This is a genomic window from Allobosea sp. GW821-FHT03A12, assembly GCF_058986765.1.
Window position 1 is genome coordinate 699,735 of record NZ_JBYSVZ010000001.1, and the last position, 16,059, is coordinate 715,793.

The window sequence follows — 16,059 nt, forward strand, 5'->3', positions numbered from 1 at the left end:
ACCTCAGACGCGGTGCGACCTAACGTGACACTTCTGGACAAGCCCAAGGACGCGCAGCGCCATGTCTCGCTGCGCGACCAAGCCTATCATGCGATCAAGCGCCTGATCATCACCACCGGGCTGCGGCCAGGCGAGATCCTGAGCGAGCCGGCTTTGAGCACGCAGCTCGACATCGGCCGCACGCCGATCCGGCAGGCGATCGACCGCCTGCTCAATGACGGGCTGGTCGAGGTGATGCCGCGCAAGGGCACGATCGTGAAGCCGGTCAGCCTCGACGAGATCCTCAACATCATCGATGCGCGCATCGTCAACGAGACCTACTGCGTGCGCGTCGCCGCCGAGCGGGCAAGTCCCGAGGTGCCGGCCCAGCTCAGGCGCAATCTCGAGGCGATGCGGCAGGCGGCGCAGGCGCGCGACATCGAGACGATCGCCGATCTCGACCAGGAGTTCCACGCGATCATCGCCAGCTCGGCCCGCAACCCGGTGATGAGCGACCTGCTGCGGAACCTGCACGAGCGCTCGGCACGGATGTGGTTCATCTCGCTCAGCACCAACGAGCAGCATTCGCGCATCTGCGACGAGCATGCCGCCATCGTCGAGGGCATCGCCCGGCAGGACGCGGACGAGGCCGAGCGGGCGATGCGGGCGCATATCGAATCCTTCCGCGCCAACATCACCCGGCAGGGGTGAGCTCTAGCCGGCTCAGCCCGTAAGCGCCACCTCGGCCGCCGCCGCGATCGCGAACAAGGCCGCATCCTCGCCGCCGGCCCGTGCCAGCATCAGCCCGGTCGGCGCCTCGCCTGCCCGATGCATCGGCAGCGAGATGGCGCAGCCGTCCATCATGTTGATCAGGGTCGGGTTGCGCAGCATCGAGAGGTTGAGGCGGGTGAAGGCCTCGTCGTCGGCATCGCATTCGGCGATGGTCGGCGCGATCGTCGGCACGGTCGGCAGCGCCAGCACGTCGAAGGCCGAGGCCTCCTCGCGCTGGGCGGCGACGAAGGCGGCGCGGGCGCGCAGCAGCTCGATATAGTCGGCGCAGTCCTGGTTGGCGCCGCGCAGGATGCGCTGGCGCACGCGCGGATCGTAGCCCTCGCCCTTTGCCGCGATCAGGGCGCGGTGATGCGCATAGGATTCGGCCGCGGCGTAGCCGCCCTTGGCGTTGATCCGGGCGACCTCCGCAAAGCGCGCGAAAGGCTGCTCGATGATCTGAGCGCCGGCCCTGGACAGGGTGGTGAGCGCCCGCGCGAAGTGCGTGGCGACAGTCGCATCGAGCCCGTCGAGCGCGACCGTCTGCGGCACGGCGATGCGCAGGCCTGACAGACTGGCCACGACCTTCGGCAGCTCTGCTCCGCTCATGATCTCGTGCAGGGCGCGACAGCAGGCGACGCTCCTGGCGAGCGGGCCGATCGAATCGAGGCTCTGCGAGAGCGGAAACGCGCCGTCGAGCGGCACGCTCGCCGCGGTCGGCTTGTAGCCGGCGATGCCGCAGAGCGCGGCGGGGATGCGGCAGGAGCCGCCGGTGTCGGAGCCGATGCCGGCGGCCGCCATCCCGTCCGCGACCGAGACGGCGGCGCCCGAGGAGGAGCCGCCGGGGATGCGGCGGCTCGCGCGGTCATAGGGCGAAGCCGGCGTGCCGTGATGCGGGTTGAGGCCGAGCCCGGAAAAGGCGAACTCGCTCATATTGGTGCGGCCCATGACGACGAAGCCCGCACGGCGCAGGCGCGCGATCGCGGGTGCGTCGCGCTCAGCTGGCTTGGCATCGGTGAGCACCACCGAGCCCGCCGGCGTCGGCTCGCCGGCAAGGTCGAACAGGTCCTTCACCGAGATCGGAATGCCGGCGAAGGGCGAGGGCGCGAGCCCGGCGGCCCGCAGGCGGTCCATCGCCTCGGCGGCGGCGAGCGCGGCCTCGCGATGAACCCTTATGAAAGCGAGCCGGCCCTCGCCATCGCGTGCCTCGATCCGGTCGAGCGCTTCACGCACGAGGGTGAGCGAGCGCGTCCGTCCCGAGGCGAGATCGTCGGCGAGATTGGCGAGGGTCGGCATCATGGCTGGTTCAGACCGGATCGAAATAGTGGATTTCGAGCAGGATGCAGCCCTTTTCGGACTTGAACGGCCCATGCGGGGCATGCGGCGGGCGCACCGCATAGGTGTGCGGCGGGAAGCTCTCGCCGCCATTGCCGTCGGCGTCGTTGCCGACGGTGAGGTCGCCTTCCATCAGATAGACCTCCTCCCAATAGTCATGGGAGAACGGCGCGGTGGTGTAGACGCCGGGCTGGAAGCGCAGCAGGCGGGTGCGGGTGCCGCGATTGTTCACCTCGTCGAGGGCGCCCGACAGGATCTTCTGCTGGATGCCGGCAGGGTAGCCGGCCGGCACCTCCCAGCCCTTGGACAGGTCGAGGGTGTAGAATTCGTCATGGCTCTTGTTGACGGGCATGATGCGATCCTTTCGCCGGCTCAGGCGGCCGATTTGGTGTCGAGGTCGTAGGAGTCGAGCATCGACTGGACGATGCCGCCGGCCTTGCTCCAGTCATAGGTGCGGAAGGAGTGGCCCTTCGTCACGAAGGTCGCGCCGGCATAGAACATCTCATACTGGTGGTGGCGCGAGCCGAATTCGGAGCCGACCGCGTCCCAGGCGAGCTTGTAGAACTTCACCCGGTCATGCGAATTCGCCGCCGGCGACTGCTGGGTCTTCTCGATGATCGCCGCGATCTCGGGATTGGCGAAATCGGCGATCGAGGAGGGCAGCATGATCATGCCGCCGCCGGCGAGCTCGCGCAGCGAGTTCAGGATCTTCGGATACATCTGCTGGGTCAGCACCTGCGCCGAATAGAGCATGTGCCGGTCGGGCACGAAGTAGGGGCCGGCCTGCGTGCCCTTGGCCTCCATGGCGTTGACGAAGGCGTCGACCATCGCCGCCTCGGCGGCGAGCTGGCCGAGGGTCTCGCGCACCTGCGGGAACTGGGTGATGCCGTTGGTCTGGGTGGTGCGATGGGCGATGCCCATCAGGAATTGCAGCTTCACCTTGAGGCGGATCATCGCCTGGTAGTTCTGGTAGACATGCGCCGGTGTCGCGTGGAACTGCTTCTGGCACATCTCGACGCTGCCATCGATGAAGACGCGGTCCCACGGAACCTTGACGTCGTCGAAGAACAGCACCGCGTCGTTCTCGTCGTAGCGGCTGGCCAGCGGGTTGTCGAAGATCGAGCCCGCCTGCGCCTCATACGATTTGCGCGAGAGCATCTTCAGGCCCTTGCTGTTCATCGGGATGGCGAAGGAGACGGCGTAGCGCTCCTCGCCCGGCTGCATCGGCTGGATCGTGGTGACGAAGACCTCGTTGGCGACGACGCCGCCGGTCGCCAGCATCTTGGCGCCGCGGATGGTGATGCCCTCGGCATCGCGGTCGACCACGCCGGCGGTCAGGAAGGGATCGGCCTGCTCGGCGGCGTTCTTGGAGCGGTCGGCCTGCGGGTTGATGATGACATAGGTGAGGTAGAGGTCGTTGTCGCGGGCATGGCGGTAATAGGCTTCGAGCGCCGCGGCGCGGGCCGGGTCGTAGCCCTCGAACACCGGCAGGCCCATGCGCATGCCGGAGATGCAGGAGGCGACGTGATCAGGGGCGCGGCCGAGGAAGCCGCCATGGATCGCGGTCCAGGCCTCCAGCGCCCGGCGCCGCTCGACCAGGTCGGCATAGGAGGTCGGCAGCTGCCAGATCCGGTTGGCGCGGCCGCCGGTCTCGGTTTCGAAGGTCATGAGATCGCGCCGCGAGGCATCGCCGGCGAAATCGAACAGGCCGGCGACCGACTGCGCGACATTGCGGAAGGCGCGGTGGGTGGTGACGTCCTCGACTTTGGCGCCGTCGATATAGATCGAGCGGTCGTCGCGGATGCTGGCCAGATGCTGCTGTCCGGTCTTGGTCATGGGGCTCTCCTCGCTGTTTCTGGAGTCAGTAGTGGATGGGCAGCGGCCAGGACGGCTCGCGCTGGGTCTCGTCGACGAGGTCGCGATAGCGGCCGCGGAAGAAGATCAGGGGCGCGGGAGTGCCGGGGCGCACGGTGTGGCGCAGCACCCGAACCAGGAAGATGACGTGATCGCCGCCGTCGTGATTGGCGTAGGGCTCACATTCGAAATGGGCGAGCGATCCGGTGATCAGCGGCGCCTGGGCGTGACCGACGCTGCGCCTGGTCTCGGACCATTTGTCGCCGAGTGCGCGGGCGAAACGGTTGGATATGTGCTCCTGCTCGCGCGCCAGCACATTGACCGCGAAGCCCTTGGCCTCAAGCATGGCCGGCAGGCTGTTCGCCCGCCTGTCGACGCTGAACAGGACGAGCGGCGGATCGATCGAAACGGAGTTGAACGAACTCATGGTCATGCCGATGAGCTCCTCGCCACTGCCCTGCGCGGTGATCACCGCGACGCCGGTGGCGAACTCGCCCAGGGATTGCCTGAAGGCCTTGGCGTCCATCGTCCCCTCCTCTCCGGTTGCATTTGCGATATATGCTTGTTAGATAGCTTTGTAGCAAAGCTATTAGAGTGAGTCAACGGCCCTTGAGGACGACCAAACCATGTCGAGCGAGAACCGGCGCATGACCGTGGCCAAGCCGGATTTGCTGGATGGCGGCAGCGATGCTCGCTTCCGCGACCTGCTCTACGATTTCTTCGCCTTCGGCGGCCGGCTGGAGGAGGCGAGGGCGCGCTTCGCTGCCTATATCGGGCTGACCCCGCCGCAATATCTGATCATGATCGCGATCAACCGCGCTGCGGCCGTCGGCGAGGTGGGCGTGGCGCAAGTCGCCGAGCGGCTGCATCTCAGCGGCGCCTTCGTCACCATCGAGGTGAACAAGCTGGTGAAGGGCGGGCTCGTGGCCAAGCAGCCGCATGCCAGCGACAAGCGCCGGGTCAATCTCTCGGTGACGCCGCTAGGTGCGGAGATGCTGGAGCGCCTGGCTGCACTGCAGCGGCCGGTGAACGATGCGCTGTTCGCCTCGCTCGACCGCGCCGATTTCGAGCTGCTGAGCGGCATCATGCGGCGGCTCGCTCGCGGGGCGAAGCAGGCGATCCATCTCGCCGACCATATCGTCGCCGGCGGGGAGGCGCAGGCGCGCGACTGATACCAATGGCCCCTGAGACGGACCCATCGTCATTGCGAGGAGCGAAAGCGACGAAGCAATCCAGGGGGATGTGGAGCGCTGCCGCTCCTGGATTGCTTCGCTACGCTCGCAATGACGGCAAACCAACATCGGTCTGTCTTAGGGGCCGTCGGTATGAGATCGCGCCTGTCGGCACGCTTCTGAACATTATCATCGCTTGAGATGAGGCGGGTTCAGCACGCGAAAGTTGCCGAATCTTCGCTGTTTTGGCGATACAAAACGTTTGCGCAAACGTTTTGTATCGCTATCCTCCCCTCAAGGCGGCCTTCGAGCCGCAGCGGGAGGCTCTGTTGGCGCGTCATTGCCGGTTTTCCAGCGTGCGCCGCCGCGCCGGGCTGAAAGTCGGGCTGCGCTCCCGCAGCGACCTTTCCGGCCGTGGGTACGGCCGATGGTGACGATCAAGGACGTCGCCCGTGCGGCCGGGGTCTCTGTGACCACGGTGTCCCATGCGGTCAACCGCACGCGCCATGTGAATCCGGATACGATCGAGAAGGTCCAGGCGACGATCGAGCAGCTCGGCTATCAGCCGAGCGGCGTGGCGCGGGCGCTGAAGAGCAACCGCACCCATACCGTCGGCATGATCGTCACCAGCTCGACGAACCCGTTCTTCGCCGAGGTGATCCGTGGCGTCGAGACCGGCTGCTTCGACCGCGGCTACAGCCTGATGCTGTGCAATTCCGGCGATGTCGCGCAGAAGCTCACCGCCTATCTGCGCACGCTGATGATGAAGCGGATCGACGCTCTGCTGGTGATGACCAGCAATGCCAGCTCGGATTTCTTCCGCCGGCTTGAGCAGATCAGGACGGTGCCGATCATCGCGCTCGACACGACGATCCCGCGCGTCGACTGCCTGATCAACGACGATTCCCTGCTGGGCGGCCGGCTCGCCGGGGCGCATCTGGCGGGCAAAGGCTTCGCCCGCATCGGCTGCATCACCGGCCCGGCCGAGCATCCGCGCAGCGCCGAGCGCCTCGCCGGCTTCGCGGCGGCGCTGGCGGAGGCGGGCAGGCCGCTCGATCCGGCGTTGATGATCGAGTCCGACCTTACCGTCGGCGGCGGCCATGCGGCGATGGCCGCGCTGCTCGAGCGCTGCGGCGCGAACCGGCCGGATGCGATCTTCTGCTTCAACGATCTCGTCGCCATCGGCGCGATGTGCGCGGCGCAGCAGCGCGGCCTGCGCGTGCCGGAGGACCTTGCGGTCATCGGCTATGACGACATCGACATCGCCGCCTTCACCTCGCCGCCGCTGACCACCATCCGCCAGCCGGCCTACGACATCGGCGTCAAGGCGGCCGAATTGCTGGTCGGCCTGCTCGACCATGGCCGGCCGTTGCCGCCCACGCTGGCGCTGGAACCCGTGCTGGTCGAGCGCCTATCCGTGACGCCCGCAACCAACCCTGGAAGGTCCGCATGACCCGCTACATCATCGATTGCGATCCCGGGCATGACGATGCGATGGCGATCCTCTACGCCGCCAAGCATCTCGACGTGGTCGGGCTGACCACCGTCGCCGGCAACTCCTCGCTGGAGAACTCGACCCGTAACGCCCTGGCGATCTGCACGCTGGCGGGCCTGAAGCTGCCCGTCGTGCCTGGCCTCGACCGCGCTTTGATCGAGCCGCCGCTTGACGGCGCCTATGTCCATGGCGCGACCGGCATCGACGGCGCCGAGCTGCCGGCACCCGGCTACGATCCGCTGAACCGGCATGCCGTCGATTTCATCATCGAGACCGCCAAGGCCGCGCCCGGCGAGCTCAGCCTGATCGCGATCGGTCCGCTCAGCAATGTCGCGCTGGCGCTGCGGCTGGAGCCGCGGCTCGCCGGCTGGCTCAAGTCGATCGCGATCATGGGCGGCTCGACCACCAGCGGCAACCGCACGCCCTATGCCGAGTTCAACATCGTCTGCGATCCCGAGGCGGCGGCGATCGTCTTCGATGCCGGTGTGCCGCTCAGCATGGTCGGGCTCAACGTCACTCGCCAGGCGGGGATCGCCGAGCGCCATATCGCCAGGCTGCGTCAGGGTGGCGGGCGGGTTTCTTCGGCAATGGCCGACCTGCTGGCCTTCTACCTTGCCAAGATGCAGGAGCGCTACGGCACGCCGACCGCGGCGATGCATGATCCCTGCGCCGTCATCCCGCTGGTCAAGCCGGGGCTGATCACCTTCCAGCCGCTGCCCGTCCATATCGAGCTCGGCGAAGGCCCGCTGCGGGGGATGACCGCCTGCGACAGCCGGCCGATGCGCCGCGACCATGACCAGCCCGGCGCCAGCCGGCCGGCGAATTGCGACGTCGCCGTCGCCGTGGACGGCGAGGCCTGCGTCGACGCCGTCATCGACACCATCCTCGGATATGACCGCCCATGATCCCGCTGCTCATCGACTGCGATCCCGGCCATGACGACTCCATGGCCATCCTTTATGCGGCGAAGCATTTCGAGCTGCGCGGCCTGAGCACGGTGTTCGGCAACTCGATCGTCGAGAACACCACGCGCAATGCGCTGAAGATCTGCGAGCTCGCCAAGCTCGACATTCCCGTCGCCGGCGGTATGGGCGCGCCGCTGGTCGGCAGCTTCGCGCCGTCGATGATCCATGGCGCCAGCGGCCTCGACGGCGCCGACCTGCCCGAGCCGAAGCGCCGGCCGGTCGACATGCATGCGGTGACGATGATCGTCGAGCAGGCGAAGAAGGCGCAAGGCGAACTGGTGCTCGCGGCGATCGGCCCGCTGACCAATGTCGCGGTGGCGCTGCGCACCGAGCCGCGGCTGGCGCGCTGGCTGAAATGCATCACGATCATGGGCGGCAGCCTCGATATCGGCAATGCCGCGCCTTACGCCGAGGCGAACATCCTGAAGGATCCGGAAGCGGCGGCGGCCGTCTTCTCCTGCGATGCCGAAATCTACCTCGCCGGCCTCAACTTCACCCGCCAGGCGATCCTCGACCGCAGCCATGCCGAGATGTTGCGGCAGGCGGGCGGGGCGGTGCCGGAGACCGTCGCCGGCATGCTCGACTTCTATCTCGGGCGCAACGAAGCCCGCTACGGCAAGCCGATCTCGCCGATGCACGACCCCAGCGCCTTCGTGCCCTTCGTGCGGCCGGACCTCGTCGAGCACAAGCCGTTCCACATCCAGGTCGAGCTGGCGAGCCCGCTGCTGCGCGGCATGACCGTGGCGGACCAGCGCAATGTCACGCGCCGCCCGGACGAGCCGGAGCCGCCGCGCGCCAACGTCATGGCCGGTATCCGCATGGATGGGCCGGCCGCGACCCGGCATGTGATCGAGACGATCGCGAGCTATGGGCGCGGCTGAAAGCGCCCGGTTTCGACTGGCCTGCTGCCCGCAACAACAAGACTGATCAGGAGGATTGGATGACGACGCGCCGCACCGTTCTGAAGGGCATGACCGCCGCCGGCGGCCTGCTCGCTGCGCCGCAACTGCTGCGCGCCCAGGCCAAGACCGAGCTCAACGTGATCTGGGTCGGCTGGCCGGAAAGCCACATCACGCCGATGGCCGAGATGTTCATGAAGAACAACCCGACGATCGGCCTGAAGCTCGAGCGCATCCCGTTCAACGAGCTGTTCCCGGCGCTGGAAGTGCGCCTGCAGGCGCGCACGCCGCTGCCCGACATCTTCTTCGCCGACGGGCCGCTGACCGCCTCCTATTCGATCCGCAAGCATCTCGCCGAGCTCGACGGCATCCTCGGCAACGATCTTAGCCGCTACACCAAGGCGGCGCTGGCGCAGGGCACCTACAAGGGCAAGCTGATGACGCTGCCCTATATCAGCAGCGGCATGGTGCTGTTCCTCAATCGCAAGCACTTCGCCGATGCCGGCGTCGCCCTGCCCGAGCCCGATGTCGCCAAGCGCTGGACCTGGGAGCAGACGCTCGAAGCCGCCAAGAAGCTGACCGACCCGGCCAAGAACCAATGGGGCCTCGTCTTCGAAATGGCCGACCGGCCCTATCAGGCGCTGACCCTGCCGCAGTCCAAGGGCGCGCAGGTGTTGAGCGAGGACGGGCTGACCGCGACGGGCTATGTCGATTCCAAGCCCTTCATCGACGCGATGCAGTTCTACGCCGACCTGTTCAACAAGCATAAGGTGACGCCGACCGGCGTGTTCGACACCAATCTCGCGCTCGAAATGTTCGCGACCGGCCGGGCCGCGATGTATCTCGCGACGACGCCAAGCCTCGCCTCGATCTCGGCGCGCAAGGATCTCGACTGGACGGTGGCGCCGCAGCCCTATTTCGAGGGCGGCAAGGCGGTGACGCCGACCGGAAGCTGGCATATCGGCATGAACCCGCGCAGCAAGCAGCGCGCCGCGGCCGAGACCTTCATCAAGGCCTTCGCCCAGCCTGAGTATGTCGAGGCGCAGGCCCGGCTGCGGCCGAACCCGCCGGTGCTGAAATCGGTCTGGGATTCGATGGGCGCCGAGCTCGATACGCCCGGCTGGCGCATCGTCCGCTCCGAGATGGAGAACACCGCCGTGCCGCGGCCGGCGACGCCGGGCTGGCTCGAATATGAGGACATCCTGCGCGGCGCCTTCCGCGAGATCCAGGGCGGCGCCAATGTCGAGCAGCGGCTGAAGAAGGCAGCCCGCGACATCGACCGCGAATTCGCCAAGTACCGCGGCTGACTGGAGATGACCGCCTTGTCCGACCGGGCCTTGGCCCCCGTCGCCGCTTCGGAGGCGCCGCGTGCCGCGCGTCGCCGCTCCGCCGATCCGATGCAGCCGCGCACGCTGGTGCTGCTCGCCTTCCTCTTGCCGGCGCTGGCCTTCCTCGTCCTGTTCCGGCTGACGCCGATCGTGATCGCCATCGGCGGCAGCCTGTTCACCCAGAACCTCGCCGGCGAGACCTCCTTTGGCGGCCTGACGAATTTTGCCCAGCTCTTCGGCGACGAGCGCTTCTGGAATTCGCTCAAGGTCACGCTGATCTTCAACATCATCATCAACCCGCTGCAGATCGCGATCGCCTTTTGCTACGCGCTTTTGGTGATGGCGCCGGGCAGGGGCGTCACCTTCTTCCGCGCCGCCTTCTTCCTGCCGATGACGCTTTCCACCGGCCTCACCGCCGTGTTGTGGAACATCATGCTCGACTCCAATCTCGGGCCGGTGAACGCCATCCTCGAAGGCATCGGCATCGGCCGCCAGCCCTTCTTCCTGTCGGAGCATCAGGCGCTTGGCACGATGATCGCCATCGCGACCTGGAAGGGCTGCGGCTACTGGATGATCTTCCTGCTGGCCGGGCTCTACCGCATTCCGGGCGAGCTCTACGAGGCCGCCCGCATCGACGGCGCCAGCCGCTGGCACCAGCTCGTCCACATCACCCTGCCGCAGATGCGCCGGCCGCTCGCCTTCGTCTTCGTGGCGGATACCGCGATCAACTTCCTGTTCTTCGCGCCTGTCTACATCATCACCAAGGGCGGGCCGAACGGCGCGACCGACCTGCTGATGTTCCGCGCCTATGAGAACGCCTTCACCTTCATCAACTGGGGACGTTCGCTGGCGTTGTCGACGATCATCCTCGTCATCATCGGCGTGATCGCCGCGATCGAGCTCAGGCTGTTCCGCGACAAGGAAGGAGCCGAGGCATGAGCGTCGACCGCCGCTCCACCGTGCTGGCGCTCGGCACGGCCCGCTACGTCACGATGTCACTGATTGCGCTCGTGCTGCTGCTGCCGCTGGTCTGGCTCGTCGTTTCCTCGCTGCGGCCGCCGGCTGATATCTTCGCCCATGGCAGCCGCCTCGGCTGGAGCATGCTGATCCCCGACCGGCTGACGTTGGAGAACTACACCTCGCTCATCGGCACCGGCTTCCCGCGCGCCGTCGGCAACTCGCTCTTCGTCGCGCTGACGACGATGGTGGTCGGCGTCGTCGTCAACGCCGCGGCGGGCTTCGCCTTCGCAGTCTTCGATTTCCGCTTCAAGAACGTGATCTTCGCCTTCGTGCTGGCGGCGGCGATGATGCCGTTCGAAGCGATCGTCATCCCGCTCTACATTCTCGTGCAGAGTCTGGGCCTGATCGACTCTTACGCCGCGCTGATCCTGCCCGACCTCGCCAACGGCTTCGTCATCTTCATGTTCCGCCAGTTCTTCGCCGGCCTGCCGCGCGAGCTCTACGAGGCGGCACGGGTCGACGGCGCCTCCTGGGGCCATATCTGGCTGAAGATCGCGCTGCCGATCTCCTGGCCGGTGGTGCTGACCGGCGGCATCATGCTGTTCATGCACCAGTTCGAGGCGTTCTTCTGGCCGCTGGTGGCGACGCCCTCGCCGGAGCACACAGTGGTGCAGGTGGCGATCGCGCGCAATATCAGCCTGGAGGGCACGGAATGGGGGCGCCTGTTCTCCTCGACCACGCTCGCGGGACTGGTCGCGCTGGTGCCGTTCCTGCTCTTCCAGAAGTTCTACATCCGCAACTTCGTCACGAGCGGGCTGAAATAGGGTGGGCGCTACCAGGTGCGCGAACCGCACCTCCCTTCTCCCCTTTGCGGGAGAAGGTGGCCCGCAGGGCCGGATGAGGGGTCGCTCAGATCTTGAAAGCTCTGTGAAACTCGGTGTTGGGCCAGCGATCAGCGTCGCGAGACCCCTCACCCTAACCTCTCCCGCAGGGGGAGAGGGGATATTGCGGGGGCACGCGTGGGAGCGAGCCACGTGCGCAGGACCTGGCCGCCGACTGCGCCGGGCATCGTTCTCCTTGCCTGAATTTTTACCCGGGCAATGCCGGCGGGAAGATCGGGGCGACCGCACGCAGATCGTGCAATCACACCGTGCTGCGGCGCAAAAGCAGGCAGGCTGCCGAAACTTTTGTGACGGCGGCTGCTGACATCCGCCGCGCTCTGGTTATTCTGACCAGACTTTGCACTCGGCCCACCGGCCGCGGGGTGGGCGCTTGTGCCCGGTCCGCAGCCCAATCAGATCGCTCAGAAGGACCTGGCATGACCTCTCCGATCCTCTCGGTCTCGAACCTGACGACCTCGTTCCGGGTCGAAGGACTCTGGAAGCCGGTGGTGCGCAACATCTCCTTCGACATCAAGCCGCAGGAAACGCTGGCGGTGGTCGGTGAATCCGGCTCCGGCAAGAGCGTCACCGCGCTCTCGATCATGCGCCTGACCCCGCCGAGCTCCAGCAAGATCGAGGGCTCGATCAAGCTCAACGGCAAGGAGCTCCTGACCCTGCCGGATGCGCAGATGCGCCAGATCCGCGGCAACGACATCGCGATGATCTTCCAGGAGCCGATGACCTCGCTGAACCCGGTGCTGACCATCGGCTTCCAGATTGCCGAGGCGCTGATCCTGCATCGCGGCCTGTCGCGCTCCGAGGCCGAGGCCGAGACCATCCGCCTGCTGGAGAAGGTCAAGATCCCCTCGGCCAAGTCGCGCTTCCACGAATATCCGCACCGCTTCTCCGGTGGCATGCGCCAGCGCGTGATGATCGCGATGGCGCTGGCCTGCAAGCCCAAGCTCCTGATCGCCGACGAGCCGACCACCGCGCTCGACGTGACGATCCAGGCGCAGATCCTGGAGTTGATCAAGCAGCTGCAGCAGGAAGAGGGCATGTCCGTCCTCTTCATCACGCACGACATGGGCGTCGTCGCCGAGATCGCCGACCGCACCGTCGTGATGTACAATGGCGACGAGATCGAGACCGGTCCGACCGAGGACATCTTCGCCAATCCGCAGAAGCCCTACACCAAGTCGCTGCTCTCGGCCGTGCCGCGGCTGGGCTCGATGATCGGCCGTGGGCGCCCGATGCGCTTCCCGGTGGTCGACCGTGCGACCGGCGAATCCGATGTCCCGACCGAAACTCCCGACACGGTCCAGGCAGCCGAGCGCCCCGTACTGGAAGTCTCGGGGCTGACGACCCGCTTCGAGATCCGCTCGGGCCTGCTCTCCTCGGTCAAGGGCCGGGTGCACGCGGTCGAGAACGTCTCCTTCAGCCTGAAGGCGGGCGAGACGCTGGCACTGGTCGGCGAATCCGGCTGCGGCAAGTCGACGACCGGCCGCTCGGTTCTGCGCCTGGTCGAGCCGCTCTCCGGCTCGGTGCTGCTCGATGGCGTCGACGTGCTCAAGCTCAGCCAGGGCGAATTGCGCGAGCAGCGCAAGCGCATGCAGATGATCTTCCAGGATCCGTTCGCCTCGCTGAACCCGCGCATGAATGTCGGGGCCGCGATCGCCGAGCCGCTGCTGATCAACAACCTCGCCAGCCGCTCCGAGGCGCGCGACAAGGTCGCCGACCTCCTCAAGCGCGTCGGCCTGCTGCCGGACATGGCAAGCCGCTTCCCGCACGAGTTCTCGGGCGGCCAGCGCCAGCGCATCTGCATCGCCCGTGCGCTCGCGGTCGAGCCGCGCCTGATCGTGGCGGACGAGGCGGTCTCGGCGCTCGACGTCTCGGTCAAGGCGCAGGTGGTCAACCTGATGCTCGACCTGCAGGCGAGGATGGGGCTGGGCTATCTCTTCATCTCGCACGACATGGCGGTGGTCGAGCGCGTCAGTCATCGCGTCGCGGTGATGTATCTCGGCGAGATCGTCGAGATCGGCCCGCGCGAGGCGATCTTCGGCAACCCGCAGCATCCTTACACCAAGCGGCTGCTGGCGGCGGTGCCGATCGCCGATCCGGCCCGGCGCCTGCAGAAACGCCCGGTCTCGAACGACGAGATCAAGAGCCCGATCCGCCCGGCCGACTATGTCCCGCCGGTGCGCCAGTACCGCGAGGTCTCGCCTGGCCACGCCGTGATGATCTGGGGCGAGGAGTGGGAAGCCAAGCCGGTGATCGCCAAGGTGGCGTGAGCCGCCTCGCCATTGCGAGGAGCGTAGAGAAAAAACAGCCCGGGAGCGGCAGCTCCCGGGCTGTTTTGCTTTCACTGGGCAATGATCTGGCCTGCCGGGAGGCAAGCCTTCAATCGATAGCCGTTTCGGCGCTCAGGCCGCTGCCTTCGCCAAAAACGTCTCGGCGTAGTGGCAGGCGACCCGCCGTCCGTCCACTTCGCGCTTTTGCGGGCGCTCGGTGCGGCAGCGATCGGCGACGAAGGGGCAGCGGGTCGAGAAGACGCAGCCCGTGGGCGGGTTGAGCGGCGAGGGCAGTTCACCGCGCAGCACGATCTTCTCGCGCTTGTCGCCGCCGACGCGCGGCGTCGAGGCGAGCAGTGCCTGCGTATAGGGATGCAAGGGGCGGGCGTAGATCCGCTCCTTCGGGCCGTGCTCGATGGCATTGCCGAGATACATCACCATCACGTCATGGGCGATGTGCCGGACGACGCTGAGATCATGCGAGATGAAGAGATAGGCGAGCTTGAGCTCGTCCTGCAGGTCGGCGAGCAGGTTGAGAACCTGCGCCTGGATCGAGATGTCGAGCGCCGAGACCGGCTCGTCCGCGACCACCACCTTCGGCGACAGGATCAGCGCGCGGGCGATCGCGATGCGCTGGCGCTGGCCGCCCGAGAACATGTGCGGGTAGCGGGCATAGTGCTCCGGCCGCAGGCCGACCTTGGCCATCATGGCGCGGGCCTTCTCGGTGCGCTCGGCCTTGGAAAGGTCGGTGTTGATCAGCAGCGGCTCCTCGAGGATCGTGCCGATCTTCTTGCGCGGGTTGAGCGAGCCATAGGGGTTCTGGAAGACGAACTGGACGGTGCGGCGCAGGCGGCGCTGCTCGCTCGCCGGCGGCGAGACTGCGTCGAGGCCATCCAGGGTGAGAGAGCCGGAGGTCGGCTTCTCGATCAGCGTCGCCATGCGGGCGAGCGTCGATTTTCCGCAGCCGGATTCGCCGACGACAGCCAAGGTGCGTCCGGCTTCGACCGCAAAAGAGACCTTGTTCACCGCCTGCAACTGCGCCGGCGGGCGGAACAGCCCCTGCCTGACCTGATAGGTCTGGACCAGTTCGCGGGCTTCGATGACGGGAGTGCTCATCGGGCCGCCTCCGTCGTTGCGCCGGCTTCGTCGCGGGCGCGCTCCGCCTCGCGTTGGGGATCGCCGAGCGGGTAATGGCAGCGCACATGCCCGTCCTGCCAGGCGCGAAGCTCCGGCTGGACGGTCCGCGAATGCTGGGTGGCGTAGGCGCAGCGCGGGCTGAACAGGCAGCCCTTCGGCCGGTCGTTGAGGCCGGGCACCATGCCAGGGATGGTGGCGAGGCGGTTCGCGCCCTCGCTGCGCTCGGGCAAGGCGGCGAGCAGCGCGGCGGAATAGGGGTGCTGCGGGGCGGAGAACAGCGCGTCGACCTTGCGCTCCTCCATGATCTGCCCGGCATACATCACCATGATGCGCTGCGCGGTCTCGGCGACGACGCCCATATTGTGGGTGATCAGGACGAGCGCCATGTCGCGCTCCTTCTGCAGCGACATCAGCAGGTCGAGGATCTGGGCCTGGATGGTGACGTCGAGCGCGGTGGTCGGCTCGTCGGCGATCAGCAGGCGCGGATTGCAAGCGATCGCCATGGCGATCATCACGCGCTGGTTCATGCCGCCGGACATCTGATGCGGGAACGCCTTGAGGCGGCTCTCCGGGGCCGGAATGCCGACCTGCTCGAGCAACTCGATCGAGCGGCGCTTTGCAGCCTTGCCGTCCATGCCCTCGTGCTTCCTCAAGGTCTCGGCGAGCTGGAAGCCGATGGTGAAGCAGGGGTTCAGGCTGGTGCTCGGCTCCTGGAAGATCATCGCCACGTCCTTGCCGGTGAGCTGGCGGCGCTCGCGGGCGGACATGGTCAGCAGGTCGCGGCCGTCGAAGCGCAGCTTGTCGGCGCGGACACGGCCGGGATAGCCGACGAGGCCCATCAGCGCGAGCATGGTGACGCTCTTGCCGGAGCCGGATTCGCCGACGACGCCGAGCACCTCTCCCTCGTCGAGGGTGAGGTCGATGCGGTCGACCGCGCGCAGGGTTCCCTGGGATGTCGGGAACTCGACGCTGAGGTTTTCGATCTCGAGCAGGGGCAT

At 67.0% G+C, this 16,059-nt stretch carries 15 protein-coding genes; 9 read left to right on the plus strand and 6 right to left on the minus strand.

Annotation, left to right across the window (positions count from 1 at the left end; genetic code table 11):
• The first annotated feature begins 24 nt into the window (after nt 1-24).
• Entirely contained in the window at nt 25-690 is a 666-nt protein-coding gene (locus tag AC3WLC_RS03315; protein WP_493682500.1) for a GntR family transcriptional regulator, read from the plus strand.
• A 12-nt stretch (nt 691-702) separates the two neighbouring features.
• Here the strand turns inward: AC3WLC_RS03315 and AC3WLC_RS03320 are convergent, their stop codons facing one another.
• From AC3WLC_RS03320 to AC3WLC_RS03335, 4 genes are read right to left on the minus strand one after another with little or no spacing between them, the layout of a single operon-like run.
• The gene (locus AC3WLC_RS03320) at nt 703-2,046 is read right to left on the minus strand and encodes an amidase (RefSeq protein ID WP_493682501.1); all 1,344 of its coding nucleotides are present in this window, start codon (nt 2,044-2,046) and stop codon (nt 703-705) included.
• 7 nt (nt 2,047-2,053) lie between these two features.
• Nucleotides 2,054-2,434 carry a cupin gene (locus AC3WLC_RS03325; protein WP_493682502.1) on the minus strand — a complete coding sequence of 127 codons (381 nt, stop codon included), beginning with the start codon at nt 2,432-2,434 and terminating at the stop codon, nt 2,054-2,056.
• Between the two features lie 20 nt (nt 2,435-2,454).
• Nucleotides 2,455-3,918, minus strand: coding sequence for a 4-hydroxyphenylacetate 3-hydroxylase family protein (locus tag AC3WLC_RS03330; RefSeq protein WP_493682503.1), 1,464 nt, complete (start codon nt 3,916-3,918; stop codon nt 2,455-2,457).
• 25 nt (nt 3,919-3,943) lie between these two features.
• Nucleotides 3,944-4,462, minus strand: coding sequence for a flavin reductase family protein (locus AC3WLC_RS03335; protein ID WP_091837499.1), 519 nt, complete (start codon nt 4,460-4,462; stop codon nt 3,944-3,946).
• Between the two features lie 100 nt (nt 4,463-4,562).
• Here AC3WLC_RS03335 and AC3WLC_RS03340 point away from each other — a divergent pair, with 100 nt between their 5' ends.
• From AC3WLC_RS03340 to AC3WLC_RS03375, 8 genes are all read left to right on the plus strand, one after another.
• Nucleotides 4,563-5,108: a MarR family winged helix-turn-helix transcriptional regulator gene (locus tag AC3WLC_RS03340; RefSeq protein ID WP_493682504.1), complete on the plus strand. Its 546-nt coding sequence runs from the start codon at nt 4,563-4,565 to the stop codon at nt 5,106-5,108.
• A 427-nt stretch (nt 5,109-5,535) separates the two neighbouring features.
• Nucleotides 5,536-6,561 (plus strand): LacI family DNA-binding transcriptional regulator, encoded by a 1,026-nt coding sequence (locus AC3WLC_RS03345; RefSeq protein WP_493682505.1) that lies wholly within the window; start codon nt 5,536-5,538, stop codon nt 6,559-6,561.
• Nucleotides 6,558-7,508, plus strand: a complete 951-nt coding sequence (locus tag AC3WLC_RS03350; protein WP_493682507.1) for a nucleoside hydrolase — start codon at nt 6,558-6,560, stop codon at nt 7,506-7,508. Before AC3WLC_RS03345 ends, AC3WLC_RS03350 begins: the two co-directional genes overlap by 4 nt.
• Nucleotides 7,505-8,449, plus strand: a complete 945-nt coding sequence (locus tag AC3WLC_RS03355) for a nucleoside hydrolase (protein WP_493682508.1) — start codon at nt 7,505-7,507, stop codon at nt 8,447-8,449. The genes AC3WLC_RS03350 and AC3WLC_RS03355 overlap by 4 nt, the downstream gene beginning before the upstream one ends.
• Nucleotides 8,450-8,508: 59 nt before the next feature.
• Nucleotides 8,509-9,774, plus strand: coding sequence for an ABC transporter substrate-binding protein (locus AC3WLC_RS03360; RefSeq protein ID WP_493682509.1), 1,266 nt, complete (start codon nt 8,509-8,511; stop codon nt 9,772-9,774).
• Nucleotides 9,775-9,780: 6 nt separating this feature from the next.
• Complete coding sequence (locus tag AC3WLC_RS03365; RefSeq protein ID WP_493682510.1) at nt 9,781-10,734, plus strand: carbohydrate ABC transporter permease; 954 nt, start codon at nt 9,781-9,783, stop codon at nt 10,732-10,734.
• Nucleotides 10,731-11,579, plus strand: coding sequence for a carbohydrate ABC transporter permease (locus AC3WLC_RS03370; protein WP_493682511.1), 849 nt, complete (start codon nt 10,731-10,733; stop codon nt 11,577-11,579). Before AC3WLC_RS03365 ends, AC3WLC_RS03370 begins: the two co-directional genes overlap by 4 nt.
• Before the next feature lie 494 nt (nt 11,580-12,073).
• Nucleotides 12,074-13,924, plus strand: coding sequence for an ABC transporter ATP-binding protein (locus AC3WLC_RS03375; RefSeq protein WP_493682512.1), 1,851 nt, complete (start codon nt 12,074-12,076; stop codon nt 13,922-13,924).
• A gap of 132 nt (nt 13,925-14,056) precedes the next feature.
• On the opposite strand, the gene AC3WLC_RS03380 is transcribed toward AC3WLC_RS03375, so the two are convergent.
• Both AC3WLC_RS03380 and AC3WLC_RS03385 read right to left on the minus strand, forming a co-directional pair.
• The gene (locus AC3WLC_RS03380; protein WP_493682513.1) at nt 14,057-15,040 is read right to left on the minus strand and encodes a peptide ABC transporter ATP-binding protein; all 984 of its coding nucleotides are present in this window, start codon (nt 15,038-15,040) and stop codon (nt 14,057-14,059) included.
• Nucleotides 15,037-16,059 carry an ABC transporter ATP-binding protein gene (locus AC3WLC_RS03385; RefSeq protein WP_493682514.1) on the minus strand — a complete coding sequence of 341 codons (1,023 nt, stop codon included), beginning with the start codon at nt 16,057-16,059 and terminating at the stop codon, nt 15,037-15,039. Before AC3WLC_RS03385 ends, AC3WLC_RS03380 begins: the two co-directional genes overlap by 4 nt.